At 46.1% G+C, this 25,639-nt stretch carries 24 protein-coding genes and 1 riboswitch; of the genes, 22 read left to right on the forward strand and 2 right to left on the reverse strand.

Annotated features, from left to right (window positions below):
• The 5 genes from Tfer_RS16830 to Tfer_RS12640 all read left to right on the forward strand — a co-directional run.
• The coding region (locus Tfer_RS16830) for a hypothetical protein (protein ID WP_207642453.1) at positions 1–273 on the forward strand (273 nt) is incomplete at its 5' end.
• A gap of 161 nt (positions 274–434) precedes the next feature.
• Positions 435–620: a hypothetical protein gene (locus Tfer_RS12625; RefSeq protein ID WP_052218701.1), complete on the forward strand. Its 186-nt coding sequence runs from the start codon at positions 435–437 to the stop codon at positions 618–620.
• Positions 621–960: 340 nt separating this feature from the next.
• The gene (locus Tfer_RS12630; protein ID WP_052218702.1) at positions 961–1,770 is read left to right on the forward strand and encodes a DUF4352 domain-containing protein; all 810 of its coding nucleotides are present in this window, start codon (positions 961–963) and stop codon (positions 1,768–1,770) included.
• A gap of 131 nt (positions 1,771–1,901) precedes the next feature.
• The gene (locus Tfer_RS12635; protein ID WP_242843595.1) at positions 1,902–2,285 is read left to right on the forward strand and encodes a 2-thiouracil desulfurase family protein; all 384 of its coding nucleotides are present in this window, start codon (positions 1,902–1,904) and stop codon (positions 2,283–2,285) included.
• Positions 2,286–2,321: 36 nt separating this feature from the next.
• Positions 2,322–2,780, forward strand: a complete 459-nt coding sequence (locus tag Tfer_RS12640; RefSeq protein ID WP_052218703.1) for a DUF4829 domain-containing protein — start codon at positions 2,322–2,324, stop codon at positions 2,778–2,780.
• A gap of 33 nt (positions 2,781–2,813) precedes the next feature.
• Here Tfer_RS12640 and typA read toward each other — a convergent pair whose 3' ends face one another.
• Positions 2,814–4,655, reverse strand: a complete 1,842-nt coding sequence (typA, locus tag Tfer_RS12645; RefSeq protein WP_052218704.1) for a translational GTPase TypA — start codon at positions 4,653–4,655, stop codon at positions 2,814–2,816.
• Positions 4,656–4,936: 281 nt separating this feature from the next.
• On the opposite strand from typA, the gene Tfer_RS12650 reads away from it, so the two are divergent.
• From Tfer_RS12650 to Tfer_RS12680, 6 genes are all read left to right on the forward strand, one after another.
• Positions 4,937–6,100 carry a cache domain-containing protein gene (locus Tfer_RS12650; protein ID WP_242843596.1) on the forward strand — a complete coding sequence of 388 codons (1,164 nt, stop codon included), beginning with the start codon at positions 4,937–4,939 and terminating at the stop codon, positions 6,098–6,100.
• Positions 6,101–6,665: 565 nt separating this feature from the next.
• On the forward strand, positions 6,666–9,698 hold the full coding sequence (gene fdnG / locus Tfer_RS12660; RefSeq protein ID WP_152909053.1) for a formate dehydrogenase-N subunit alpha: 3,033 nt from the start codon (positions 6,666–6,668) through the stop codon (positions 9,696–9,698).
• Positions 9,698–10,516 (forward strand): 4Fe-4S dicluster domain-containing protein, encoded by an 819-nt coding sequence (locus tag Tfer_RS12665; RefSeq protein ID WP_052218707.1) that lies wholly within the window; start codon positions 9,698–9,700, stop codon positions 10,514–10,516. Before fdnG ends, Tfer_RS12665 begins: the two co-directional genes overlap by 1 nt.
• Complete coding sequence (locus tag Tfer_RS12670) at positions 10,503–11,171, forward strand: formate dehydrogenase subunit gamma (protein WP_013120679.1); 669 nt, start codon at positions 10,503–10,505, stop codon at positions 11,169–11,171. Before Tfer_RS12665 ends, Tfer_RS12670 begins: the two co-directional genes overlap by 14 nt.
• An 18-nt stretch (positions 11,172–11,189) precedes the next feature.
• Positions 11,190–12,020 carry a formate dehydrogenase accessory protein FdhE gene (locus Tfer_RS12675; protein ID WP_052218708.1) on the forward strand — a complete coding sequence of 277 codons (831 nt, stop codon included), beginning with the start codon at positions 11,190–11,192 and terminating at the stop codon, positions 12,018–12,020.
• Positions 12,021–12,038: 18 nt separating this feature from the next.
• On the forward strand, positions 12,039–12,227 hold the full coding sequence (locus tag Tfer_RS12680; RefSeq protein WP_052218709.1) for a TatA/E family twin arginine-targeting protein translocase: 189 nt from the start codon (positions 12,039–12,041) through the stop codon (positions 12,225–12,227).
• A gap of 45 nt (positions 12,228–12,272) precedes the next feature.
• Here Tfer_RS12680 and Tfer_RS12685 read toward each other — a convergent pair whose 3' ends face one another.
• Positions 12,273–14,066, reverse strand: a complete 1,794-nt coding sequence (locus Tfer_RS12685) for an Rqc2 family fibronectin-binding protein (protein WP_052218710.1) — start codon at positions 14,064–14,066, stop codon at positions 12,273–12,275.
• 217 nt (positions 14,067–14,283) lie between these two features.
• On the opposite strand from Tfer_RS12685, the gene dapF reads away from it, so the two are divergent.
• The 11 genes from dapF to Tfer_RS12745 all read left to right on the forward strand — a co-directional run bounded on the left by dapF (position 14,284) and on the right by Tfer_RS12745 (position 25,631).
• On the forward strand, positions 14,284–15,117 hold the full coding sequence (gene dapF / locus Tfer_RS12690; protein ID WP_052218711.1) for a diaminopimelate epimerase: 834 nt from the start codon (positions 14,284–14,286) through the stop codon (positions 15,115–15,117).
• 92 nt (positions 15,118–15,209) lie between these two features.
• Positions 15,210–16,382: an LL-diaminopimelate aminotransferase gene (locus Tfer_RS12695; RefSeq protein ID WP_052218712.1), complete on the forward strand. Its 1,173-nt coding sequence runs from the start codon at positions 15,210–15,212 to the stop codon at positions 16,380–16,382.
• A 196-nt stretch (positions 16,383–16,578) separates the two neighbouring features.
• Positions 16,579–16,717: riboswitch (cyclic di-AMP (ydaO/yuaA leader) on the forward strand.
• Positions 16,718–16,816: 99 nt separating this feature from the next.
• Positions 16,817–18,163 (forward strand): glutamate 2,3-aminomutase, encoded by a 1,347-nt coding sequence (gene eam, locus Tfer_RS12705; protein ID WP_152909054.1) that lies wholly within the window; start codon positions 16,817–16,819, stop codon positions 18,161–18,163.
• 235 nt (positions 18,164–18,398) lie between these two features.
• Positions 18,399–19,289, forward strand: coding sequence for a YicC/YloC family endoribonuclease (locus Tfer_RS12710; protein ID WP_345786544.1), 891 nt, complete (start codon positions 18,399–18,401; stop codon positions 19,287–19,289).
• Between the two features lie 131 nt (positions 19,290–19,420).
• Entirely contained in the window at positions 19,421–19,693 is a 273-nt protein-coding gene (gene remA, locus Tfer_RS12715) for an extracellular matrix/biofilm regulator RemA (protein WP_052218715.1), read from the forward strand.
• 26 nt (positions 19,694–19,719) lie between these two features.
• Complete coding sequence (gmk, locus tag Tfer_RS12720) at positions 19,720–20,361, forward strand: guanylate kinase (RefSeq protein ID WP_052218716.1); 642 nt, start codon at positions 19,720–19,722, stop codon at positions 20,359–20,361.
• A 12-nt stretch (positions 20,362–20,373) separates the two neighbouring features.
• The gene (gene rpoZ / locus Tfer_RS12725) at positions 20,374–20,580 is read left to right on the forward strand and encodes a DNA-directed RNA polymerase subunit omega (RefSeq protein ID WP_013120669.1); all 207 of its coding nucleotides are present in this window, start codon (positions 20,374–20,376) and stop codon (positions 20,578–20,580) included.
• Between the two features lie 19 nt (positions 20,581–20,599).
• A complete protein-coding gene (gene coaBC / locus Tfer_RS12730; protein ID WP_052218717.1) occupies positions 20,600–21,790 on the forward strand; it encodes a bifunctional phosphopantothenoylcysteine decarboxylase/phosphopantothenate--cysteine ligase CoaBC in 1,191 nt (396 codons plus the stop codon).
• Between the two features lie 36 nt (positions 21,791–21,826).
• Positions 21,827–23,014 carry a methionine adenosyltransferase gene (metK, locus tag Tfer_RS12735; RefSeq protein WP_052218718.1) on the forward strand — a complete coding sequence of 396 codons (1,188 nt, stop codon included), beginning with the start codon at positions 21,827–21,829 and terminating at the stop codon, positions 23,012–23,014.
• A 102-nt stretch (positions 23,015–23,116) separates the two neighbouring features.
• A complete protein-coding gene (locus Tfer_RS12740; RefSeq protein ID WP_052218720.1) occupies positions 23,117–24,418 on the forward strand; it encodes an ArnT family glycosyltransferase in 1,302 nt (433 codons plus the stop codon).
• Positions 24,419–24,674: 256 nt separating this feature from the next.
• Entirely contained in the window at positions 24,675–25,631 is a 957-nt protein-coding gene (locus Tfer_RS12745; RefSeq protein WP_052218721.1) for a LuxR C-terminal-related transcriptional regulator, read from the forward strand.
• Positions 25,632–25,639 lie beyond the last annotated feature (8 nt).

Consider the following 25,639-nt stretch of genomic DNA (forward strand, 5'->3'; position numbering starts at 1 on the left):
CCGACCGTCCGGGATCGCAGGGGGGCGTCAGGAAACGTGGCTTACTCAGAGAAGTGCGCGCGCCTGACTTCTATCCCGACAAAAACTGAGAAAAAATCAAACAAAAAAATTACTAAGAAACTAATCAAAATTTCATTGTTAGATAAGCTATATACTTTGCTTTTACCATTAATTCTCCGTGTCCTCTGTGGATTCTGCGGTTTAAATAATTACGTCCTCTGGATTGATGCGTCCGTACCGGAAACAGCGATTTCAAGCCCTCACTGTCGTTAACACTGTCTATCTGCCCTCCGCCAGGTCGCAACTCGTTGTTTTACCGGACAGCGGCCTCTTTCTCACCCTCACCCAGGGCAGGGTAGGCAGGGTTTTCCGCCTACCGTTTGGGAGCGACTGCGCCCGCAAAACCGCTGCCGGACAGGCAGAGGAGTTCCCGCATGTTTGAAGATGGCGAAGGCCGCCGGGAAGTCCGGCACTCAACTTATGTAGGGCGCCCCAGGATGTTGATAAGGGAGGTTAAATGTTTTCCGGAGCGGGGCTTAAATCGTCCATCGGTCCGCGAGCCGCGTGAGCGGGAGCGGTTATCCGATGGAGATTTCGCCCGGAGCGGAGGAATCATTTAACCTCCCCTTTTCCTATCTGCGGCACCCAACATATGCTGGGTGACCGGACGGGAGGTGGCCTGACTTATAAGAAATGCAACATGAGCCATCGAGTTCGGGAACGCTGCCTGAACGGCAAGGGTTTGCAGCACCAAGCTCCCAGGTAGCGGAGACACCCTCCTACCCTGCCGCCATTCCCCAGCACAAAGCTCCGGGGTAGCCGGGTCACCCCTCCCACCGTTCCGTTGTTGTACCGTTGCCTCCAGGAAAGCTATGGAGTGATTTTTGTTATTCGTTGTTAAGTTTAATGAGAGAAATTCCGATGTAATATATGAAAACAGGTACCAAGTGGGGGCGGTAAATGATGCGGAGGGTTGCAGTCCTTCTGTTTATCAGCTCAATACTGTTCCTTTCGGGTTGCTCAAATAATAAACCTCCGGAGAATTCTTTCGTTACTAACCTTCCCCGGGAAGAAACCGGTAGCCGGAATAAGCCGGCAGTTTCCGATGATGCTTATGCCAATGGTTTACGGGCTATGGTACACAAAGATTATTACAAAGCTATTGAGTTTTTTGAAAAAGTAGTGCCGGAGGATAAAAACTTTCAGGATGCCTGTAATCAATTAAAAGTGGCCAAAAAAGCGTTGGCCAAAGATTTGATAGATAAAGCGAGGGCCAATTTTGTTTCGGGCAACATAAAAGCGGCATTGGCGAATATAGAAGAAGCCTTCTCCCTTGATGGCAATATGCACGAAGCAAAAGAACTACGGCAGCAGATTAAGGCCGCTTACGAAGCTTCACTTAGGGCAGAGATGAAAAAGAAAATGGCAGTTTATGAGGGAGAGGGAGACGTGGTGATGGCTGTTAAAGATGTCCGTTTGCAACAGGCGTCGGATAATTACGTTTTTGTCCATGTTTTGATCAGTGTAAAAAATAAGGGTAACAAATTGGTACGGCTGATTCCTAACAACTTTACCCTATCGGCTCCTGACGGAGAATCAGCCGGTATCCATTATGATACTTATGATTTGCCTGATTACTTTGGACCTGTAGACCTGCAGAGAGGGGAAAGCGCCAGCGGCCGACTGATATTCCTCATCAGCAAGTCGCCTGTTTATACCCTGGAATATAACGGATTTGAAGATATGGCCGCCAAAAAAGTAGTACCGTAAAGGGCTCTCTAAATATGAGCCGGTTGAAGAAGAAAGGCTGTCGGAAAGGGAGGTTAAAACAAAAAAGGCATTAAGTCGGTAGTTGCAGCCAAGGGTTTGTAACTGGCGCGCAACTGTGTTACAATTATTTAATGGCCGAATTGGAAATAAATCCGGCTAACGCCGCAAGCGCTTTTGAATTAGGAACGCTGTATTTTGAAAAGAAAAAGTATACCAGGGCTTTAGCATTTCTGGACAAAATGTTTATGATTATTGTAAGCGCATGTTTGGCCGGCATTAAATGCAAGTATAGCGGAGGACATAATCTGGTAGAAAGCATTTATAAGCTGGTTCAGGATGGTCGAGCGGTTCCGGTGTGCCCTGAAGAATTGGGCGGGCTTCCTACTCCGCGCAATCCTGCGGAAATAATAGGAGGTACCGGGGCCGATGTTTTAAGCGAAAAAGCAAGAGTCGTGGACTGCGCCGGACAGGACGTCACGGAAGAGTTTATTATTGGGGCCCGTAAGTACTACTAATAAAACCCAAAAGAGCTTAGAAAAGGAGGGACAACAATGCGCAGGAAACTTAAATTATGGGCATACCTGGGTATAGTGTTGTTGTGCCTTAGCGGCTTAATAGGCTGTAGTACGAATAACAAGGCTTCCAGCGATGAAGCGCTGAAAGTACTGGAAAAGCATTTGCGTGCCATTGGCGAACATAATTTTAAAGCTTATCAGGAGACCCTCTCATCCAGACTGCAGAAAAGAGGGGAACCTGACTGGGGAAACATAGCTTCTGTGAAATTGCTTTCTGCTGATGAAAGTAAAGCAACAATGCAAAAAGAAGATTACCTGCAGCGGGTAGGCAGGTGGACTGACCCCAAAGACGTGAAAATATATTATGTTGTACAGGAAATAGAAAAATACCGGGAACACTTGGGGGCCGGGCAGACAGCGCAACCCAAATGGAATTATGTTTTAATCAGGGAAACCGATGACGGGCCGTGGGTAATCGACTACTGGGGAGAGTAGGGGACTGCTTCTTTTTAGACAGTCTTCCGTTTCCTACTGTGCCTTCATCATATTGACTTGCTTATTGTACTTGGCCCGTTCATTTTTATCCAATACCTTTTTGCGCATCCTGATGTGGTTTGGCGTTATTTCCACCAGTTCATCCTCATTAATAAATTCTATGGCTTCTTCTAGGGATAAAATCCGTGGTTCTTTCAACTTTACCGTTTCTTCGGCGGTACTGGCCCGCATGTTGGTCAGGTGCTTTTTCTTGCAGACGTTGACCTCCAGGTCTTTGTCCCGGTTATTCATTCCCACAATCATGCCTTCGTAAACCTTCATGCCCGGTTGGATAAAAAGTAATCCCCGTTCTTCGGCTTGCAGCATGCCATAAGTTGTTGCCTCGCCTGTTTCCCAGGCTATCAGCGCGCCGTTATAACGGTGCTGGATGTCGCCTTTATAGGGTTCATACCCGTTAAAGGTGTGGTTCATGATACCACGACCCCTGGTTTCTGTAAGGAAGTCGCCGCGGAAACCTATCAAACCACGGGCCGGAATATTAAATTCAATCCTCACCTGGCCGTTGCCGGTAGAAACCATGTTCAGCATTTCTGCTTTTCGGCGGCCCAGGTTTTCCATGACCGGCCCCATACAATCTTCGGGAATATCTATGACCAGGTGTTCCATCGGTTCCATTAGCTTACCGTCGATGGTTTTGTATATAACTTCCGGTTTGGAAACCTGCATTTCGTAACCTTCCCGCCGCATATTTTCGATCAGGATGGACAGGTGCAGTTCACCCCGACCCGATACTTGAAAAGCATCGGGGCTGTCCGTATCCTCAACCCGCAAACTGACGTTGGAGTCCAGTTCGCGGTATAACCTTTCCCTGAGTTTGCGGGAGGTGATAAATTCACCGTCCTGTCCCGCGAAGGGACTGTTGTTAACCATAAAGGTCATGGTCAGCGTAGGTTCGTCAACAGTAATCACGGGTAGTTGTTCGGGATGGTTGGCGTCAGCCAGGGTTTCACCGATATTTACTTCTGTAAGACCCGCTACGGCAATAATATCTCCGGCTTCTGCTCTGGTAACTTCTATCCTTTTCAAACCACTGTAAATAAAAAGCTTGGCCACTTTACCTTTTTCTACGGTGCCGTCATGCTTTATAACCGCAATGTTCTCACCCTGGGAAACGATACCGCGTTTAATTCTGCCCACGGCATATTTGCCCAGGTAATTGTCATATTCAAGGTTTGCCACCAACATTTGAAAGGGGCCATCTTGAATACAGGCCGGTGGTTGAATATGGTTGATGATAGCCTCAAAGAGCGGTTCCATATTTGTATTGGTGTCTTCTATTTCTTTGCGTGCCCACCCTTCGCGGGCGGAAGCATAGATAATAGGAAAATCTAACTGTTCGTCGCTGGCGCCGAGTTCCAGAAAAAGATCGAAGACCTCATCTATGACTTCATGGGGCCGGGCGTCTGCTCGGTCCGCCTTGTTTACCACCACGATTGGATGCAGGTTGGCTTCCAGGGCTTTACGCAGAACAAACTTTGTCTGGGGCATGGGGCCTTCGAAGGCATCTACCACTAGCAGCACGCCGTCAACCATACTAAGGGCCCGTTCCACTTCGCCGCCAAAATCGGCATGGCCAGGGGTGTCGACAATGTTAATCTTGATGTTTTTGTAACTGACGGCAGTATTCTTGGCCAATATGGTAATGCCCCGTTCCCGTTCCAGGTCATTCGAATCCATAACCCTTTCCTGGATAACTTCATTATCACGGAAAATACCGCTTTGCCGGAGCAGGCAGTCTACCAGGGTAGTTTTGCCGTGATCAACGTGCGCTATAATAGCTACATTTCTTATATTTTGATTGTAACTTACCTTCATTTTTATATATCCTCCTTGTAATATCCGGTAGTCTTACAGAAATTGGAGCTGCGTTATATTTCGAGGTTTCACGCCCTTCTGCACAGCCTCGGTCATATCGCCCATGGTCATTTTATGGAGTCTACACACAACATTAATAGTATAGCAGGAGAGAAGCAAAGTAACAAGAATTAAATGAAGAATTTATGCCTTGCCGAATACTGTAATATAAGTTACAATTATTAATTAGAGTCCCGGGCTGAAAAGTATGAATTAAGGTCATAGAAAAAGGTGGTTAGGATATGATGCGTTCATTAAAACAGCAGTTGTTGTTTTTGGTAATAGGACCATTAATCTTGCTTTCGATAATCGGGACTGTAATAACTGTAGCATATATGAAGGATAGAGCCATTCTGGCCACGGATACAAAAGCAAGATGCGACCTGGCCACAGCAGAAGAGATTTTGAATTTGATGTACCCGGGGTATTGGGAAGAGAGAAACGGAATTCTTTACAAAGGAGATACGAAAATAACCAATAATTTTGCGGTAGTGGACAGAATAGCTGAGTTAACCGGCGATACAGTGACCATATTTCTCGGCGATATACGGACCACGACCACCGTGCGGGAAAAGAATGGCCAGAGGGCTATAGGGACAAGGGTATCAAGTATTGTCAGTACAAAGGTTTTAAAAAACGGAGAACTTTACCTGGGTGAAGCCAATGTGGTCGGACAGATGTACCGCACTGCCTACAAACCCATCCGGGACGCTAATGGCAAAATCATAGGTATGCTTTATGTGGGAATTTCCAAGAAACTTTCTGATGAATTGCTGCATAAATCTCTGTTCACAATTGTGGGAATAACGGTAATTTTAACTGTGCTGGTTGCTTTGATTGCCTGGTATTTTACTCAGCGTGTTATAATAGGGCCTTTGCAGGAAATTACCAAAAGTACCAAAGAATTGGCTACCGGCCAGTTAAACCAAAAGGTAGAAATAGCAAGTAAAAATGAAATTGGGGAACTGGCAGCAGCATTTAACCAGATGGTTGAAGGTATGCAGAGTTTTGCCATGCATATTGCCAGGGTTGCCGGTACAGAGGTGAACACTGTCACCTTTCCTGTGCACCAATCATCGTCCGAGCCGAACTTGGTTCAGGTAAAACCCGTTGTTGAAATCAATTTGCCTGCAAGTGCAAAAAACGACCCAATTGGTTTGGATACCGGGTACCCATTACCGGTTGAACTGCCGAAAGGATTAAATGAAGCAACCTTGAAACAGATTTTGGCCTTTATTGAATCGGAAAACCGTCCCATGTCGGCCGAGGAAATCGGTGAAGGTGTGAACCTGACAAGGGTTACTGCCCGCCGGTATCTGGAATTTTTAGAACAAATCGGCAAGGTAGAAGTGGAACAGAAATACGGTACCGTGGGAAGGCCGGTAAAACTTTACAAATCAAAATAGCTTGTTGGTTAAAAAAAAGAGGACATATTATTCTTCCGCTCACGGACGAAATTTCCTCCGGCAGCCGCTCCCACTGCCTGGGTCGCGGGGCCGGAGGACGATTTAAGTCCCCGCTCCAGAATAATATGCCCTCCTGACACCGGAAAAAAGTGGGAAGATTTAAGCCCCGCTCCGGAAAACATTTAACTTCCCCTTTTCCTGCTTTGTCTACAATCTGAGAGGTCTGCGGACCTCTTTTCAGTTTGAAGACAAAGTTAAATTAGCACGATTGAAGGGAGCTTAAGCCAATCCATTAACGGAGTTTTTACACCGTCTCCGCCCATAACCTCGGAGCAACGGTTGTTTTACCTCCACAGCGGCAGTTTCTTTTTCGTAGCAGCGGCCCTCTGAATTTTGGTCATTTTGAACATTAAGTAAACAAAAAGGGTTTCTTTACTTTAGTTATTTACGTAAAATTGACCCTATGCATGGAACATAAGAAAATGTAAACGAGGCAATTTGCAGAAAGAGGGGAATTGTCGCAAAATTATGACAAAATTTATTAAAACAGGAAGGAGAGGAAAAAGTGGAAATTAGTAGAAGAGATTTTTTCAAAATCAGTGGAGCTTTTGCGGCAGTGTGCGCCCTCGGGTTCGACGTTTCTCCTGTCCATGCCCAGGTTCAGGAACTGAGAATCCGTTCGGCTAAAGCCACACCGACCATCTGTCCTTTTTGTAGCGTCGGATGCGGTTTGCTGGTTCATACCGATGCAGAAAAGGGACATGTGCTGTACACTGAAGGGGACCCTGACCATCCGGTGAATGAAGGGACTGCCTGCAGTAAAGGAGCTTCAGTATTCCAGTTAAATTCCATTGCGGTAGGCAAAATAAACCCCAACCGTTTGACTAAGCCCTTGTACCGGGCGCCATATAGCGATTCTTTTCAGGAAGTGGAATGGGATTGGGCCATTGAACAAATTGTCGGGAGAATCAAGGAAACCCGCGATAAGACTTTCGTTGCCCAAAAAGACGGAATTAACGTAATGAGGACCGAGGCTATCGCCAATCTTGGCGGGGCCGGCCTGGATAATGAAGAGTGCTATTTATTGCAAAAACTGGCCCGTGCTTTGGGCATAGTCTATCTCGAACACCAGGCCCGTATCTGACACAGTTCTACGGTTGCCGGTCTGGCACCATCATTTGGCCGTGGAGCTATGACAAATCACTGGATTGACCTGAGAAATACCGATTGTGCACTTATTCTGGGCAGTAATGCTGCGGAAAACCATCCGGTATCTTTCAAGTGGCTGACTCATGCCCGGGAAAACAGGGGCGCCAAAATTATTCACGTAGACCCCCGTTTTACCCGAACATCCGCCAAGGCTGACATTTATGCTCCTTTGCGCAGCGGTACGGATATTGCTTTCGTGGGCGGCATGATTAATTATATTTTGGAAAATGATCTATACTTCAAAGATTATGTGGTCAATTATACCAATGCCGCTTATATAGTAGACGACGGTTTCGATTTTAAAGACGGTTTATTTTCGGGCTATGACGCCGAAAAGAAAAAATACAACCAGGACACCTGGGTATATAAAACGGGTCCTGACGGAAAGCCTTTAAAAGATATGACACTGCAGCACCCGCGCTGTGTTTTCCAGTTACTGAAAAAGCACTATGCCAGGTACGATGTCGATACCGTAGTGAAAGTTACGGGTACACCAAAGGACAAATACCTGGAGATTTGCAAGACTTATGCCGCAACCGGCAGGCCCGATAAGGCCGGGACTATTATGTACGCCATGGGGACAACCCAGCATACTGTCGGTTCGCAGAATGTCCGCATTTACGCCATTTTGCAGTTATTGCTGGGCAACATTGGCATTCCGGGTGGCGGTGTGCAGGCCCTGCGGGGCGAATCCAACGTGCAGGGTTCTACGGACTATGGCTTGCTATTCCATATCCTGCCCGGATATATCGCAACTCCGAGCGCAAGCCCAGAGCATGCGACACTGAAGGCGTTCCTGGAAAAAGAAACACCTAAGGCCGGTTTTAAGGTTAATACACCTAAATGGGTTGTTAGTTACCTGAAAGCCATGTGGGGTCCGGCGGCTACCCCGGCCAATGAGTTTGCTTATCATTACCTGCCCAAGAGGGACCCTGACAAGAACTATTCCCATATAGCTCTTTTTGAAGCTATGTACAGGGGCGAGATAAAGGGAGCCATGCTGTGGGGGCAGAACCCAGTGGTAGGCGGGCCGAACAGTTCCAGAGAAAAAGAGGCTTTAAAGAGACTTGACTGGATGGTGGCCGTTGATTTATTCCCGACGGAAACCATGCATTTCTGGACCCGTGAAGCAGGAGAGGACCCTGCCGCTATTAAAACGGAAGTATTTGTTCTGCCTGCCTGCTCTTCTTACGAAAAAGAGGGCAGCATCGCCAGTTCCGGGCGCTGGATTCAGTGGCGCTGGAAGGCTACCGCGCCTGTTGGGGAAGCCAAGGCAGACCTGGAGATCATGCACCTGCTGGCAACCAAACTGAAAGAGGCATACGCCGGCAGCGCCAGGCCAGAGGACGCTCCCATTCGGGACTTATTCTGGGATTATGGCCATGGCGAGGAGATTGACATTGACAAAGTAGTGCGCGAAATCAACGGCTATGATGTCAAAACAAAGAAACAGGTTAACAATTTCCTTGATCTCAAGGATGATGGCACTACCTGCTGTGGTAACTGGATTATGAGCGGAGTCTATCCCGAAGAAGGCAACCTGGCCAAGCGCCGAAACACGGTGGATAAGACAGGTATTGGACAATTCCTGGAATGGGCCTGGGCCTGGCCGTTAAACCGCCGCATCCTGTACAACCGCGCTTCTGCCGATTTAACAGGTAAGCCCTGGTCCGCGGATAAAGCTGTTATTTGGTGGGATCCGACGGCTATTGATCCGAAAACAGGTAAACCGGGTAAATGGGTAGGTAAGGACGTTCCGGACTTTAAAGCAACCTGTCCGCCTACGGGCAGTGATTTCCCCTTTGTAGGCAACCAGCCCTTTATCATGCTTGATGACGGTGTCGCTGGATTATTTGCCAAGAAAGGAATGAAAGAAGGGCCTTTCCCCGAGCATTACGAACCATGGGAAAGCCCAGTCAGAAACATTATTAACCCTGTTCAGGTAAACCCTGTGGTGAAGGTCTGGAATCCCGACGAGCAGTCTGTTCCCGGCAGATTCCCGTACGTGGCGACCACTTACCGTGTATCGGAACATTGGCAAACGGGAGCCATGACAAGAAACCAGCCGTGGCAATGCGAGCTGGTGCCCGAAATGTTTGTGGAAATGAGTAAGGCGCTGGCTAACCAGTTAGGGATTGCCAATGGCGAATGGGTTATCGTAGAAAACATGAGAGGCCGAATTAAGGCAAAAGCCATGGTAACCGAAAGGTTCCAGCCGATTGAAATTAACGGTAAGAAAGTTCACCAGGTGGGCTTGCCCTGGCACTTCGGCTTTAAAGGATTTGCCAAGGGAGCAATTGCTAATGAACTGACGCCCCATATCGGCGACGGTAACACTATGATACCCGAATATAAAGCCTTTCTGGTCAACATAAGGAGGGCGAAATAATGGCAAATTTAAGTAAATTTATAGATACTTCCCGGTGTACTGCCTGCCGTGGTTGCCAGACGGCATGTAAAAACTGGAACCAATTGCCGGCAGAAATACTGGAATTTAAGGGTTACCTGCAGACCCACGAAGATACGTCGCCCCAGACCTTTACCTATGTGGTAATGAAGGAACGGTTGAAGCAGGAGAAGATGGACTGGTTGTTTTTAAAACGCCAGTGCATGCATTGCACAGAAGCGGCCTGTGAAAAGGTATGCCCGGAAAATGCCATATTCCACACTGCGGAAGGCGCTGTTGTGGTGGACCGGGAGAAGTGTATCGGCTGCGGATACTGTGCCCAGTACTGCCCCTTTGGTATACCCAAAATTAATGAAAAAGAAAAGAAAATGTATAAATGCCATTTATGTTCTGACCGGATAAGCAACAATTTACAACCGGCCTGCGCAACAACCTGCCCTCTGGGCGCGATTCGGTTCGGCGAGCGCAATAAACTGGTTGCGGAGGCAAAGAAACGGTTGGCTGAAGTGAAAAAACAGTATCCGAACGCCAATCTTTACGGTTTGGACGACCAGTTCTTGCAGGGTACCGGTGTATTTTACCTGCTGCTGGAGGAACCTGAATTTTATGGCTTGCCTGCTAAGCCGGCAATACCGGTCGTGGCCTCAATCTGGCAAGACGTTATTCAGCCTATCGGTAAAATGCTCCCCGTTGGAGTCCTGGGGGCCATTTTTGCCAGCGCCGTTTCCAACAGAATAATGAAAAACAACCACGGAGACCATCACGAAAGTGAAGGAGGGGAAGAGCATGGACAACAATAAGAAGACCTCCGGTGAAATGATTCTTCGTTTCGGTCGGGTAGCCATCTTTGCCCATTGGGCGCATACAGTGACTTTTTTCATGCTGGCATTGACGGGTATGATTATTTATATCAAATCTTTCAGTTTTCTGGCCGTACTGTTCGGCGGTTTTCAGGGCGTCAGGCTCGTGCACAGAATTATGGCGGTGGCTTTCATTATCTGCCCGCTGATATCCCTGGCTGCTAATTTCAAAGGTTTTCAAGAATGGATGAAAGACGTTACTACCTGGGGAAAAAACGAATTTTTGTTCCTGAAGATGTTTCCCAGGGAACTGTTTGGTTTACCCGTTGAATTCCCGCCGCAAAGCCAGTTTAATGCCGGGGAAAAGATTAATTCCCTGCTGCAGGTCTTTGGCTGTACCCTGTTGGCTTTATCGGGAATTGTCATCTGGTTTAAACAGTATTTTCCCGTAGTTTTGGTGCAGTGGGCCCTGCCGGTGCATGATTTAACCTTTATTCTGACTTTTTCCGCTGCTCTTGGGCATGCTTACATGGCCTGCGGGCTGCCGGCAACCAGACACGGTATCAATGGCATGTTATCGGGTTATGTTAAGGAAGAGTGGGCGAGGCACCATTATCCATTATGGGTGAAAAAGGTGAAAGGTGACCAAGCATAACGCAGGGAGTTGAGGAAGTTGCCGAAAGAACTGTTGGTACCGAAGGAAATTCTCGATTTTTATGGCGAACTTATAAGGGTACAAGATAAATTTTCCGGGGACCTTTTACCGGTAACCTTAACAGAGAAACAAAAGGATACCTTTATCAATGAAAAGGCCCCTCTGCTAAATTTTACCGGTTTTCATCCGGAAAAAGAGAAAGTTAAACAGGCTTTGCTGGAAGTATGCCGGGTTACGGCGGAATACCGGCCGCAGGTAGCCGGTAAACTAGCCGGAATACAGGCTTTGGCTGATCTTGAAGAAGAATTGCCAAAGGTTCTGGAAAGGTTTCTTTGGCAGGATAAAAGTTATATCAGCGAGTTAGTGGAACAACACCGTCTAGACGGCAACTTGACATCCTTTGTCTTCTTTAACGTGTTGAAACCCTTCGTTGCCAATTATGCCAGAAATCTGGAAGGCCAATACGACAAAAACCGGTGGTTTGAGAGATACTGCCCCGTCTGCGGTTGGAAACCTTCATTTGCTGTTATCTCGGCGGGAAGTCACCGTAGGTTGCTCCATTGTTCCCTGTGTGAAACGGAATGGCCCTTTGCCGGTCTGGAATGTCCGCATTGTTCGAATACAGACCATGATACCTTAAAGTATTTCACCGTGGAAGATGATGAAGTCTACAGGGTAAACGTTTGTGAACGGTGCAAAGGATATATCAAGACCATTGACGAGGAAAAAATTATCACCAGAGAAAATGCACTGATAACAGACATAAAAACCATACACCTGGACATACTGGCAGAAAGAGAAGGATATATAAAAGAGGTCGGTATTTCCGAAAACAAGAAAACAAACTGAGCAAAGCAGGTGGTTTCCTTGTTTAACCTGGGATTTCCCGAACTGATTCTCATTTTGGTAATTGCCCTGATAATTTTCGGGCCGGGCAAACTACCCGAAGTTGGCAGGGCCATCGGTAAGGCTATGCAGGAATTCAGAAGGGCATCCGCCGAGGTACAGTCAGAATTGCATAAAGAGTTGCAGGAAAAAGAAAAAGGAGACTCCTGACCGAAGGAGAGCATCTTATTCCGGAGCGGGGGCGAAAATCGCCCCCTATTCTATTATTTGCCGGACAGGTATTTCTGATAATTCCCTTGGCGGGGTCACATAAACTGTCCGCTGGTTTTCGTATATTACCATGCCCGGTTTGGCTCCGTTGGGTTTATGCACATACTTACGCAAGGTATAATCCACAGGGACTTTAGCTGAATTTCGGGCCTTGCTGAAGTAAGCCGCCAATAGCGCTGCTTGGATTAAGACTTTTTCCGGGATGTCGCCGTTTTCGGACCGGACGATTACGTGCGAACCGGGGCTGTCCTTCACATGCAGCCATATGTCGGAAGCTTTGGCTTTTTTGCAGGTTAACCAATCGTTCTGCTTATTATTTTTGCCCACCCAGATAATTGCTCCTTCTTCTGTGGAAAACTGCCAGGGCCTGCTTTCGGGAGCAGGTGTTTTTTTATTTTTGCCTGTAGACTTTTCCCGGATATAACCCTGTTCAGCCAGTTCTGTTTTAATCTCGGCCAGGTCTTCCAGGGAGGCGGCCTGGTCGATATTGGCGGAAACTGATTCCAGGTACGCCAGTTCCTGTTCGATCTCTCTTTGTAGTTCCCGGGCCGCTTTTTTACCGGCTTTGGCTTTGTTATATTTTTTAAAGTAGGCCTGGGCATTTTCTGACGGGGTTAAGGACGGGTCAAGGGCAATGGTTATTTCTTTTTGCCCGGGATCGTAAAAATCCGGTAATGTGACCGATTCCATATAAGGCTTCAGAAGATGCAGGTTCGCCATTAAAAGCTCGCCGGCTTTTCTGTATTCCTCCGCTGCTTTGGCAAGGGCAATGGTTTCTTCCTGAAAAGTCAGCTTTTTCCGGTTCCGGCTAATCTCGTTACTGACTGTTTTGTTTAACCGGTCCCTGAGCTGCCTGAACAGATTTTGTTCGTGTCTGGCCTGGTAGAAGCGGTCCGTTATTTCATTCATGGAGCCATGTAATTTCGGCAGTGGGCCGAACTGAACCAGGTCATGGGCGGAAAAAGCTACAGGTTGTTTGTTATTGTCCAGTACCAAAGTAGGACAAAAAGCTGCTTTTTTGGTTTTTTCCATCATGGAAGAAAAGGATTCCCACAACTTTTGCAATTCATGTTCACCGAAATTATCCAGAGTGATATCTTCGGCCAGGCCGCTCAGCAAAAACATTTCCCTGCAGGTTTGCGGGCTTAAGCCGGTAAAAGTTTGTAGCAGCCATTTGTCGGGAGATGCAGGGGCGCTTTCAGCACAGGTCAAGACCTTTTTCCAGAGAATAGATTTAAAATCATACTCCGAGATATGCAGGGGGTTAATTTTGCCCTGACCGGGTGGTGCAACGTAGGACCTGCCCGGTAAAACCTCCCGGTACCTGTTTACGGCGTGACTGAAACGGATAATTCCATCCAAAATCACATTATCCTCGCTGTTCAAGAGAATAATATTACTGTGTTTGCCCATGATTTCGCAAACCAGGATTTTTTCACTTAACCTGCCCAATTCATCGTAGCTTTCTATATGCAAGCGAATGATGCGTTCAAAGTCAGGTTGGCTGATACGGGTAAGCTTACCGCCTTCCAGGTGTTTCCTGAGTACCATGCAGAACATCGGCGGTGTCAGTGGATTTTCTCTGTTAAAACGGGTCAGGTGTACCCTGGCCATGCCGGGGTCGGCGGACATGAACAATCTCTGTTTACCGGCGGGTGTATGGAAAATAATTACGATATCGGTTTTACCCGGCTGATATATTTTTTCAATACGGGCGCCCAGGATAGTTTGGTTCAATTCGTTAATCAGAGCAGACAAAACTAAACTGTCGTATGCCATATTTCCTCCAAAACCTAATTATTTGATTATATATTGTATACAAGGGCGGAAACTGTTGCAAAAGGCCTATAAGTAGTATAAGATAAATTAGTAAGTAATTCTATTAAAATAGTACATTTTTGTACGAAAAATATGTGTTTTTTATCGGGGCCAAAACCGGCGAGGAAATTCCTCTTTTGTTTTGGCTTTTCCATGTCAAAGGAGGTGGCAGAATAGGTTGCAGTTCACTAAAATGCATGGACTTGGCAATGACTTTATTTTAATCGAAGATTTTGATAAAAACAACCTGGCGAACGGGGCTGAATTGGCAGTACGGCTGTGCAACCGGAAAACCGGTATAGGGGCTGACGGCTTAGTTTTTATATTACCCTCAGAAACGGCAGATATTCAGATGCGCATATTTAACCCTGACGGCAGTGAGCCGGAGATGTGCGGCAATGCAATCAGGTGTTTTGCCAGGTATTTATATGACCACGGTATTGTGAAAAAGCAAACCATCAGAGTTGAGACTCTGGCAGGCATAAGAATACCCAGGATTATAGAAAACCCTGCCGGAGAGGCGCTTGTCGAAGTAGATATGGGCGAGCCGGAACTGGAACGCGGGCGTATCCCGATGCTAGGGGAACCGGGGAAAGTTGTCGCTGAGCCTTTGCCGGTAAACGGTTCTACATATAATGTTACCTGTGTTTCTATGGGAAATCCTCATTGTGTGATTTTCGTGGACAACGCGGAAGATTATCCGGTAGCTGCAATTGGACCCCGGGTTGAAACGCATACCGCCTTTCCCAATAAAACCAACGTGGAGTTTGTCCAGGTTTTGAATGAAAATGAAGTTCGGATGCGAGTTTGGGAACGGGGAGCCGGGATAACCATGGCCTGTGGCACAGGAGCCTGTGCGTCGGCGGTGGCTGCCCACCTCAATGGATTTACGGGCCGCGAAGTCATTGTACACCTCGATGGAGGCGACCTCTTTATCCGGTGGGCTCAGGACAACCATGTCTATATGATGGGGCCGGCAGCTTATGTTTTCAAAGGTACAACCCTGGAATAGGTTGGCAACCACCCAATTTATACAGTGATTGACCGAAAACATTATTATATATTAAGCTATTTTACCACTAAAAACAAAGGAGGATTTGAAAGTTGGAAGAAGCACAGCGCATTAGGCAATTACCAGCTTACTTGTTTGCGAGAATTGAAAAAAAAATTGAAAAGGCCAAAGAAGAAGGAGTAGATGTAATCAGCCTGGGGATAGGCGACCCTGACCGCCCGACCCCGGACCACATAATTGAGAAGCTCTGCGAACAGGCCCATAACCCGGAAAACCACCGGTACCCCTCATCGGTAGGTATGCTGAGTTACCGTAAGGCAGTTGCGGAATACTACGGGAACAGGTTTAACGTTGAATTGGACCCCAGGACAGAAGTCGTTTCTCTGTTAGGCTCCAAAGAAGGCATTGCCCATATTTCTTTTTGTTATTTGGACCCGGGCGATGTGGCCTTAATTCCCGACCCCGGATACCCCGTATATGGTATAGGCGCACTTTTGGCCGGCGGGGATCCATACATTATGCCTCTGAAGCCGGAAAACGGATTTTTGCCTGATCTGGATGCCATACCTCCTGATATAGCTAAAAAGGCAAAGCTGATGTTTGTAAACTATCCCAATAACCCGACGGGGGCTATTGCTGATGACGCGTTCTATCACAAACTGATTGCTTTTGCCAAGGAATACGACATTATAGTTTGCCACGATGCTGCTTACCAGGAGATTGCTTTTGAAGGATACAGGCCGCCAAGTTTTTTGGAATATCCGGGGGCCAAGGATGTGGGTATCGAATTTGGGTCCTGCTCCAAGTCTTATAACATGACCGGCTGGCGAATTGGCTGGGCTGCCGGTAATGCCAGAGTTATAGAAGCTTTGGGCAGAATCAAGTCAAATATTGATTCCGGAGTATTTCAGGCTGTCCAGTACGCCGGTATTGCTGCATTAACAGGGCCGCAGGATTGTACAAAAGAAATGAGTGAAGTCTATCGTGAAAGAAGAGATATTGTTGTCGATGGGTTGAACAGCCTTGGTTGGAACCTGGAGAAACCCAAGGCTACGATCTATGTGTGGGCACCCGTGCCTAAGGGCTATACTTCAATTTCTTTTGCTGAATATGTTTTTGAAAAAACCGGTGTAGTTATTACGCCCGGCAATGGATACGGCGAATACGGCGAAGGTTTCTTCCGTATTGCTTTGACGGTGGAAAAAGAACGCATTCTTGAAGCTATTGAAAGAATAAAACAGAACGTAGGCAAAGTGGAATTTTAAAAGCGAGAAAAAGTCTCGCTTTTCTTTTTCGTCGAATTTGTGTAAGGAAAGTGAATTATGCGTGGAATGGGGCTAAAATCATCGGGTTATTTTAAAAATAATAAATAAAGCTTTGTTTTTTATGTACAAAAAAGGATTTTTATAGTATAATATATATAAGCAAATATATAATACACCTTTATTAATGGCTAGATGCTTACTTACAGCGCTGAATTCTTTGCTAAAAAGAAGCGGAGGAACCAACCTTTTGGGGTGAATCCCACAACCATTGTGGGTAGGGTCATCTGTCGACCCGAATCCGTCAGCTAACTTCGCAAGCGTGGACAGGAAGAAGTGTTTTAGCATTTTTTGGCTGTCCTCAAAATTAGCTGACTCTATACCCCCGGTTTGTTTCGGGGGTTTTGTGTTTTAACTTTGGAAAGGAGGACTTGGCCATGGTGATGAAAGAGGATTATATGCTGCATCAGGAAGTTGAAAACAGTAGCGCAAAAAACAATCAGGTACAGAGGATTATAACCCCGGAAGAGAAAAGGCAGGTAGCGCTGGAAAGAGCGGCTGAACTAAAATTGCGGATAGAGGATTATCTGGTGGCGAGAGACCATATCGAAACGGGTTTTGATCAATGGCCCCGGATTGAAAAGAGGAAGGCCAGGATTTTACAGGTTTTAAACGGTACGGAAGCAGACTGGAATGACTGGAAATGGCACATGAAAAACCGGATCAGAGATGTGGAAGTCCTTGCGCAGATCATCGACCTGACTGAGAAAGAAATCGAAGATATAAAGAAAGTGGGACAGAAGTTCAGATGGGCTATATCGCCTTATTATGCCAGCCTAATGAGTGAGCGCGATCCGAGCTGCCCTGTTCGCTTGCAGGCTATCCCCAGTATACTGGAGTTATTAGACCAATCAGGGAAAGACGACCCGATGGGAGAAGAGTTTACATCGCCCGCTCCGTGCATAACGAGAAGGTATCCGGACAGGTTGATAATAAACGTCACGAATCAGTGTGCCATGTATTGCAGGCACTGTCAACGCCGGAGAAATATCGGGGAAGTTGACCGCAACAAGCCCCGTTCGGAGATAAAAGCTGCCATTGAATATATCAGGGCGAATCCGGAAATCCGGGATGTCCTCATTACCGGGGGGGATGCGTTGCTGTTAAGTAATTCGGAATTAGATTGGATTTTAACCCAGTTGGATAGCATTCCGCATGTTGAAATCAAAAGAATCGGTACCAGGACTTTGGTTTCCATGCCGCAAAGAATTACCCCGCAATTATGTGAGATTCTTGAGAAACACCCGCCACTTTATATCAATACTCAGTTTAACCATCCCAAGGAAATTACCCCGGCTGTAGCCGAAGCATGCGACAAGTTGATCAAGGCAGGGGCTGTGTTGGGTAACCAGGCGGTTCTGCTGAACGGAATAAATAATAATGTCCATGTCATGAAAAAACTCAACCATGAACTTTTGAAGGTGCGCATTCGTCCATATTATATATTTCACGCTAAAACTGTTACAGGCACCAGTCATTTTATCACAAAGGTAGAAGAAGGAATCAAAATCATGGAAAAACTGCGGGGATACACTTCGGGGTTGGCCGTTCCCACTTATATAATTAATGCTCCGAAAGGGTACGGAAAAACGCCTATGCTTCCCGAATACCTGATTTCATCCGGCGAAGATGAGATAGTTATCCGAACATGGGAGAAAAAAGTAATGTCTTATCCCAATAAAAAGCATTTTAAAACCGATTTGAATCTGGTTAAATCTACTTGAGCTACCCGGGGTTAACACCTGGGCTTTTTTGTGAGCGTGTTTCCGGGGAATAGGTTGGGAATTCTCCTTAATTCTTAAAAATTCTCTTGATTTCTGGATTTTCAAAGAGGAATTTCTTTTTTTAAGTAGAACTATTAATTTTGTGTGTTAAAACCAGTAGTTCAAACTTTTTCTTTAAATCGAAACTTTTTAACTGGTTGTGGTAATAATAGGAATGTTGTCAAGAGATGAAGAGGTGGAAAGATTGATAAAGAGCATGACCGGTTATGGCCGGGGTGAATGTACCGGCGGTAATGTTGTATTTTCTGTAGAGATACGTTCTGTTAATTATCGTTTCCTGGAAACAGTTGTCCGGATGCCAAGGCTTTATGCAGCCTTGGAGGACCTGGTGAAAAAAAGTGTTGCCGAAAAAGTGGCCAGGGGGCGCGTTGATGTTTTCGTATCCGTTGAGACAGAAGACAGTAAAAATAAAACCATCAAAGTTGACAAAGATTTAGCCTTAGCGTATTATAATTCTTTGAAGGATTTAGGGGAGATTTTAGGCGCACCCGAACAGCAGATACAGTTGATTGATATTGCCCGTTTTCCTGATGTGGTGGTTCTGGAAGAAGGGGACCCCGACATGGAAGAAATGGCAAAAGCTTTACAGACTGCTACGGAAATGGCTCTCGAACAGTTAGTAAATATGCGCCGGGAAGAGGGGAAAAGGCTGCGCGCAGACCTGTACTCCCGTATTGAGAAACTGGAAGGTTGTTGGGTGCAGATAAACGACCGTGCTCCTAATGTGGTGGTGGAGTATAAAGAAAAGCTACATGCCCGGATAAAAGAACTGCTCGAAAGTGTAGAAGTTGACGAGAGCCGGCTAGCTGCTGAGGTGGCCTTTTTTGCCGACCGGAGCAATATTACTGAGGAACTGGTCAGGCTACAGAGTCATTTCGCTCAGTTTAAGGCTGCTTTGGACAGTGCGGAACCCATCGGTCGAAAAATGGACTTTTTGGTGCAGGAAATGAACCGGGAAGTGAATACCATTGGTGCCAAAGCCAATGATTTAACCATAAGCAACCTTGTAATTGTGGCCAAAAGTGAATTGGAAAAAATAAGGGAACAGGTACAGAATATAGAGTAAGTTAAAGGTAAAATAAGGAATTCCTAATAAAAGGAGGGTAGACTGGAAAATATATAGCTGTATACCGAATGGCGAGGTTTTTTAGTATTTTTAATATGTTTTGTTTTTAAAACAAAGGAGGGCTTTTATTTATGGAAATAAAATTGATTAATATTGGTTTTGGCAATATAGTTTCTGCAAACAGGATTATTGCCATTGTTAGCCCGGAATCGGCTCCTATTAAAAGGATAATTACAGAAGCCCGTGATAGAGGTATGTTGATAGACGCTACATACGGAAGAAGGACCAGAGCTGTTATTATCACAGACAGTGATCATGTGATACTGTCTGCGGTGCAACCGGAAACCGTGGCGCATAGACTGGCAACCAAAGATACAAACCATAGCGAAGACCCGGCTGATTAATTATTGCTGACCGGGGAGAGACAAAAATGAAGTTACCTGGTCTGTTGTTGGTTATTTCTGGGCCTTCAGGTACGGGCAAAGGCACGGTATGTCGGGCTTTAGTGGAAAAACACCCCTCTATTGTCTATTCTGTGTCGGCTACCACCAGGCCACCCAGAACAGGAGAAGTTGACGGGGTGAATTATTTCTTTTTGGGTGAAGAAGAATTCCTGCAAAAAGTAAAAGAAGGCGGTTTTGTTGAATGGGCTAAGGTTTACGGTAATTATTACGGTACCCCCAAGGACGCGCTTTTGGCGAACCTGGCAGCGGGCAAAGATATAATCCTTGAAATAGACATTCAGGGGGCCTTGCAGGTAAAAGAAAAGTTCCCCAAAGGGGTTTTCATTTTTATAATGCCGCCTTCGTTAAAAGAATTGCAAAAACGCATTTGCACCAGAGGGACGGATAGCGCCGAGGTAATTGCCGCACGTATGAATTCCGCTGCCGGAGAAATGAAAAGCTATTCTAATTACGACTATATTGTGGTCAATGAAAGGGTTGGGGAGGCGGTAGCGGCGATAGAGGCTATTATTTTTGCAGAAAAACACAGGGCCAGCCGCTATCAGTGTATTGAGTCACCAGACCAAGATAATGAAATATTATTTATAGCAGAGCAATATCAAAAATAGGAGGTAGATAGTTTGAAACAACCTTCTCTGGATGTGCTGTTGAAGTATGTTGACAGTAAATACACACTGGCTGTTGCTGCTGCCAAGAGAGCCCGCATGATTACTGAAGGAGCTCCTAAACTGGTAGAGTCTAATTCTTACAAACCTGTTACGGTAGCCTTGGAAGAAATAGCCCAGGATAAGGTAAAGTACCACCGCACCAAAACGGGTATTAAGTAAATTACAAGGGGGGAGGATGTTGTTACAGGGCAAATGTGTGGTCCTGGGAGTAACCGGTGGGATTGCCGCTTATAAGGCTGCTGATTTGGCCAGCCGTTTGATTAAACATGGTGCTGAGGTTCACGTTATTATGACCAAGGCAGCTTGCCGGTTTATCACTCCCCTTACTTTACAAACTATTTCCAGACAAAGGGTTATAACCGATATGTTTCAGGAGCCGGTCAGTTGCGAAGTACAGCATATAGCGCTGGCTGATAAGGCGGATTTAATGGCTGTGGTTCCGGCTACGGCCAATATCATAGGGAAAGTTGCCAACGGGATTGCCGACGATATGTTGTCCACGACCTTGATGGCTACCAAAGCACCTGTTGTGTTTGCTCCGGCCATGAATGTACATATGTACGAAAATCCCATTGTCCAGGGTAATATCAACAAACTCAAGCAGTTGGGGTATTATTTTATCGAACCGGCAACCGGACGCCTGGCCTGTGGATACGAAGGGAAGGGGCGGTTACCTGACGTTGAATATATAATGGATAAGCTCATCTATCTTTTAGTGGGCATAAAGGATTTTGCCGGCAAAAAGGTTCTGGTTACGGCCGGAGGGACCCGGGAAGCCATCGATCCGGTTCGTTTTATTTCTAACAGAAGTACCGGCAAAATGGGTTATGCTATTGCAGAAGCAGCCAGGGACCGTGGAGCGGAGGTTACGCTGATATCCGGACCAACGACATTGGATGCGCCAATGGATGTCCGCAAGATAGAAGTTGAATCGGCCGATGAAATGTTTGAAGCAGTAAAACAGGAATACCTTCAGGCTGATGTTGTCATTAAGGCCGCCGCGGTGGCGGACTACAGACCGGTTGCCGTGACCCGGCAAAAAATCAAAAAGGGACCGGACAGTATCTCGCTGGAACTTACGCGAAATCCCGATATACTTGAATTTCTGGGACAAAATAAAGGCGACCGGATTTTGGTGGGTTTTGCTGCTGAAACAGAAAGTCTGATGGAAAACGCACAGAAGAAACTGAAAAAGAAAAACCTGGATTTGATTGTGGCCAATGACCTTACGTTGGAAGGAGCCGGATTTGGCGTGGATACCAATGTGGTAAAGTTAGTATTTGCCGATGGCCGGGTTATACCGCTGGAAAAAATGCCGAAACGCCAGGTGGCAGACATTATATTGGACACAATTCTAACTTTAAAATAAATTGTGTAATATTTTAGTTCAAGGAGGGAACATTTCATGAGAAAACTTTTTACGTCTGAATCAGTTACGGAAGGCCATCCTGATAAAATTGCCGACCAAATATCGGATGCCGTCCTGGATGCCATTTTTGCTCAGGACCCCTATGCCCGGGTAGCGTGCGAAACGGCTGTTACAACCGGTCTGGTTTTAGTTATGGGGGAAATTACAACCAAGTGTTATGTGGATATTCCCAAGGTTGTCCGCGAAACTATCAGGGAAATCGGCTATACCCGCGCTAAATACGGGTTCGATTGTGATACCTGCGCAGTAATTACATCCATTGACGAACAGTCACCTGATATTGCTATGGGCGTTGATAAGGCGCTGGAGGCGAAAACAGGGGAAATGTCCGATGCCGAGATAGAAGCCATCGGCGCCGGCGACCAGGGGATGATGTTCGGTTATGCATCTAACGAAACGGAAGAGCTTATGCCGCTTCCCATATCCCTCGCCCATAAGCTGGTCAGAAAATTGACGGAAGTACGGAAGCAAGGTGTACTTGATTACCTGCGTCCTGACGGCAAGAGCCAGGTAACTGTTGAGTACGAAGATGATAAGCCTGTACGGGTTGACACCGTTGTCATATCCACTCAGCATGCGCCGGAGGTTTCTCTGGAGCGGATCAGGCAGGATATCATTGAAAAGGTCATTAAGCCTGTTATACCCGCCGAAATGTTGGATGACAAAACCAAGTATTTTGTTAACCCCACCGGTCGTTTCGTTATCGGTGGTCCGCAGGGCGACTCCGGTGTTACCGGCAGGAAGATTATCGTAGATACTTACGGTGGTATGGCCCGTCACGGCGGTGGCGCCTTCTCGGGTAAGGACCCTACAAAAGTTGACCGTTCAGCCGCTTACGCTGCCAGGTACGTGGCCAAAAATATTGTTGCCGCCGGCCTGGCCGACCGGTGCGAAGTGCAGTTGGCTTATGCCATCGGCGTAGCCCGGCCTGTATCTATAAGGATCGATACCTTTGGCACCGGCAAAGTGCCTGAAGATAAGCTGGTGGAACTGGTCCAGAAGCACTTTGACCTGCGTCCGGCGGGCATTATCAAAGAACTGGATTTGCGGCGCCCGATTTATAAGCAAACGGCTGCCTACGGCCATTTCGGGCGTACTGATATCGACCTGACCTGGGAGCGGACCGATAAGGCCGAACTCCTGAGGAAAGAAGCGGGACTCTAATAAAACACGGGAGAAAATTAAGAGGAACCTGATGCTGAAAAGCGCAGGTTCTTTCTGTACTACCGGAGACATTAAAGGTCGATATGGAAGTGAGGTACTTAAGTGACATTGAGCAGCGGAATATCCCGGACGAAAACGATTGTATTGATATTGGTCATCCTGGTATCGTTGTTTGTTCGGCTTGAATATGTTATACAGGTTAACACACAACCCATTTCGGATATGCAGGATTATGACAGGCGGGCAGTAACTTTACAGGAAAAAGGAACTTTTGCGACCAACGAGAAACATGGCGCTACCTACCGCCCGCCCGGCTATGTAGTGTTCCTGGCATTAATCTATAAAGTATTTGGACACAATTATCATGTCGTTTACATTTTGCAGTCCCTGATGAGCGTATCAGTTTTGCTGGCAATTTATCTGTTTGCCCGAAGAGTTTTCGACCAAAACACGGCTCTCATGGGACTGATTATAGCTGCATTGTATGTGCCTTTTATAGGTTATTCAGGAGTGCTGTTGACGGAAATCCTGTTTTTAACCCTCTTTTCTTATGCGCTGTATAGTTTTGTCCGGGGAACACAGGAAAACAAAGTTCATTGGTTCGTATTATCCGGGGTTCTTTTTGGCTTGGCTACCCTTACCCGGTCAATTTCCCTCCTTGTACCTTTAATATTACTTGGCTGGTATTGCCTGCGCAGTTATAAGGAAGTGCTAACCAAACGGCTGTGGTTCCCCTCAATTTTAATGATACTGTTTATGGCCTTGACAATTATGCCCTGGACAATACGGAACTATATGGAGCAAAAGGAGTTTGTCCTGGTGGATACCATTTCAGGGCTTAATCTGCTGACGGGGAACAATGACTACGCCACCGGGTATTATACCGATGAGGTTATGAAGCTGCCCGGATACCGGCGAGCAGTAACCGAAGGAAAAAATGACGCTCAGGTAGACCGGTTTATGAAACAGGAAGCTGTCAGGTGGATTGCCCAACATCCGGTTCTTTTTATTAAACTTGTAATTAGAAAACTATTAATTTCTGTCAGCGATACCAGGGACTGGATAGCTGATTTATACCACTTTGACAAAATTTTTTTATACTCAAAAAACTTTAACAAATATTATCACTGGACCCTGATGGCTTTGGGTGCAGTGGGTGCAGTAATGGTTTTGTTGTATAAGCGGGAAGCGCTGTTTGTAGTATTGACGGCTACCTATTTTCCGGCGGTGCTGTCGATCTTCTTTTTTCAATACCGGTACATTTTCCCGGCTATCATTTTAATCATTCCATTGGCGGCTTTTGCAGTACAACAGATTTACAGCAGAAAAAGCTACTTTGCTTTCATTTGTGCTGCCGTTCTTGTTTTTGTGTTAAAGTATACTGCTTACTACCTTATTGTTTAAAAAGTGAAAGGGCATTTGGTGAATACCTCCTTCATTGAGGGTTAGGGTGGGCTAATGGGTATTCTCTTTTCCTGCCACCCCAACATTTATTATAGAACCTTGATTTTCAAGGTTGTTTTCCACAAATATCCTTTACGATTAGTTTCGAAAATGTAAAAAAGATAAACAGACGACAAGAAACGACAAAAAATACATCCCATTTATGTTATAATTATCCAGGAAATGATTTTTTCAACAAAAGGAGTAAAGGGATGTAATGGAGGAAGTATTTAAAAAGTTTAAATACCTACAGTGCGACCCGAAATACCGTGTAAACAGGCGTAGCCTGGAGAAAGTTATCGCTAAAGCCAGAGAAAGCGGGCTGCTGGAAAACCAGCCCTGGCCAAAGGTTATCCTGGAAGGGGACGAACTCAGCGAACTTCTTTCCGGAAACGAGATGCTGATTTCCGTGTGCCGCCCCATTATGGCCAGGGTTTTTGATTCCCTTACCGATAAGAGCAAGCTTCTATTTTTATGTGATTCCAGGGGGTATATCATCGATCTCTACAGCAGCATGGAGGTAATGCAGTGGTGTTTCAACAGGGGGATAATGCCGGGTGCTTGTCTGGATTACTACAGTTTCGGGACTAATTCCATCAGTATGGCCATTTATGAGAACAGCCCAACAGTAATCATAGGAGATGAGCACTACTGCAGTGTGATGAAATCCTGGAGTTGCATTGCGGCGCCTATCAGGGTGGCCGGTGAGACGGTGGGTTATATTGATATTTCTGCCGGAGCCGACAGTGATTTAGTGCAGTTGACGGCCCTGGTGGAATTGATGGCAGAGTTGGCGGGCAGCTATATGGAAACGACGCAGGGAAGCTGCAGACCTAGGAGTTATAGTCATAATACTGAGGATGATAATCATAATACCAAGGGTAATAATCATAATACCAGGGGTGAGCATTATAATTCTTCCGGTGTGGCAGGAAAAAGCATAGATAAAGCCATGTTTTTCGGGAAAATTATCATTTCACGCCGGGATTTGACAGTCAGGGAAGTGGAGGTATTGTATGAGTTGTATTGTGGAAAAAACCAGGAGAGGGTTTCAGGTGAATTAAATATTTCAAAGAATACTATTAAGTGTCATTTAAAAAACATTTATCAAAAATTAGGTGTGGGAAACTTCGGGGATTGCATGGCTAAGGTGAAAGACATAGTATGGAATTAAACAACACA

Origin of the sequence: Thermincola ferriacetica, from assembly GCF_001263415.1 — a bacterium.
GTDB classification, from domain to species: Bacteria; Bacillota; Thermincolia; order Thermincolales; family Thermincolaceae; genus Thermincola; species Thermincola ferriacetica.

Coding starts and splice junctions, on each gene's coding strand:
- Tfer_RS12745 (WP_052218721.1), top strand. CDS start 24,675: ATGGAGGAAGTATTTAAAAAGTTTAAATACCTACAGTGCGACCCGAAA.
- Tfer_RS12650 (WP_242843596.1), top strand. CDS start 4,937: ATGATGCGTTCATTAAAACAGCAGTTGTTGTTTTTGGTAATAGGACCA.
- remA (WP_052218715.1), top strand. CDS start 19,421: ATGGAAATAAAATTGATTAATATTGGTTTTGGCAATATAGTTTCTGCA.
- typA (WP_052218704.1), bottom strand. CDS start 4,655: ATGAAGGTAAGTTACAATCAAAATATAAGAAATGTAGCTATTATAGCG.
- Tfer_RS12665 (WP_052218707.1), top strand. CDS start 9,698: ATGGCAAATTTAAGTAAATTTATAGATACTTCCCGGTGTACTGCCTGC.
- eam (WP_152909054.1), top strand. CDS start 16,817: ATGGTGATGAAAGAGGATTATATGCTGCATCAGGAAGTTGAAAACAGT.
- Tfer_RS12630 (WP_052218702.1), top strand. CDS start 961: ATGATGCGGAGGGTTGCAGTCCTTCTGTTTATCAGCTCAATACTGTTC.
- Tfer_RS12670 (WP_013120679.1), top strand. CDS start 10,503: ATGGACAACAATAAGAAGACCTCCGGTGAAATGATTCTTCGTTTCGGT.
- Tfer_RS12635 (WP_242843595.1), top strand. CDS start 1,902: ATGGCCGAATTGGAAATAAATCCGGCTAACGCCGCAAGCGCTTTTGAA.
- Tfer_RS12685 (WP_052218710.1), bottom strand. CDS start 14,066: ATGGCATACGACAGTTTAGTTTTGTCTGCTCTGATTAACGAATTGAAC.
- metK (WP_052218718.1), top strand. CDS start 21,827: ATGAGAAAACTTTTTACGTCTGAATCAGTTACGGAAGGCCATCCTGAT.
- Tfer_RS12640 (WP_052218703.1), top strand. CDS start 2,322: ATGCGCAGGAAACTTAAATTATGGGCATACCTGGGTATAGTGTTGTTG.
- Tfer_RS12625 (WP_052218701.1), top strand. CDS start 435: ATGTTTGAAGATGGCGAAGGCCGCCGGGAAGTCCGGCACTCAACTTAT.
- gmk (WP_052218716.1), top strand. CDS start 19,720: ATGAAGTTACCTGGTCTGTTGTTGGTTATTTCTGGGCCTTCAGGTACG.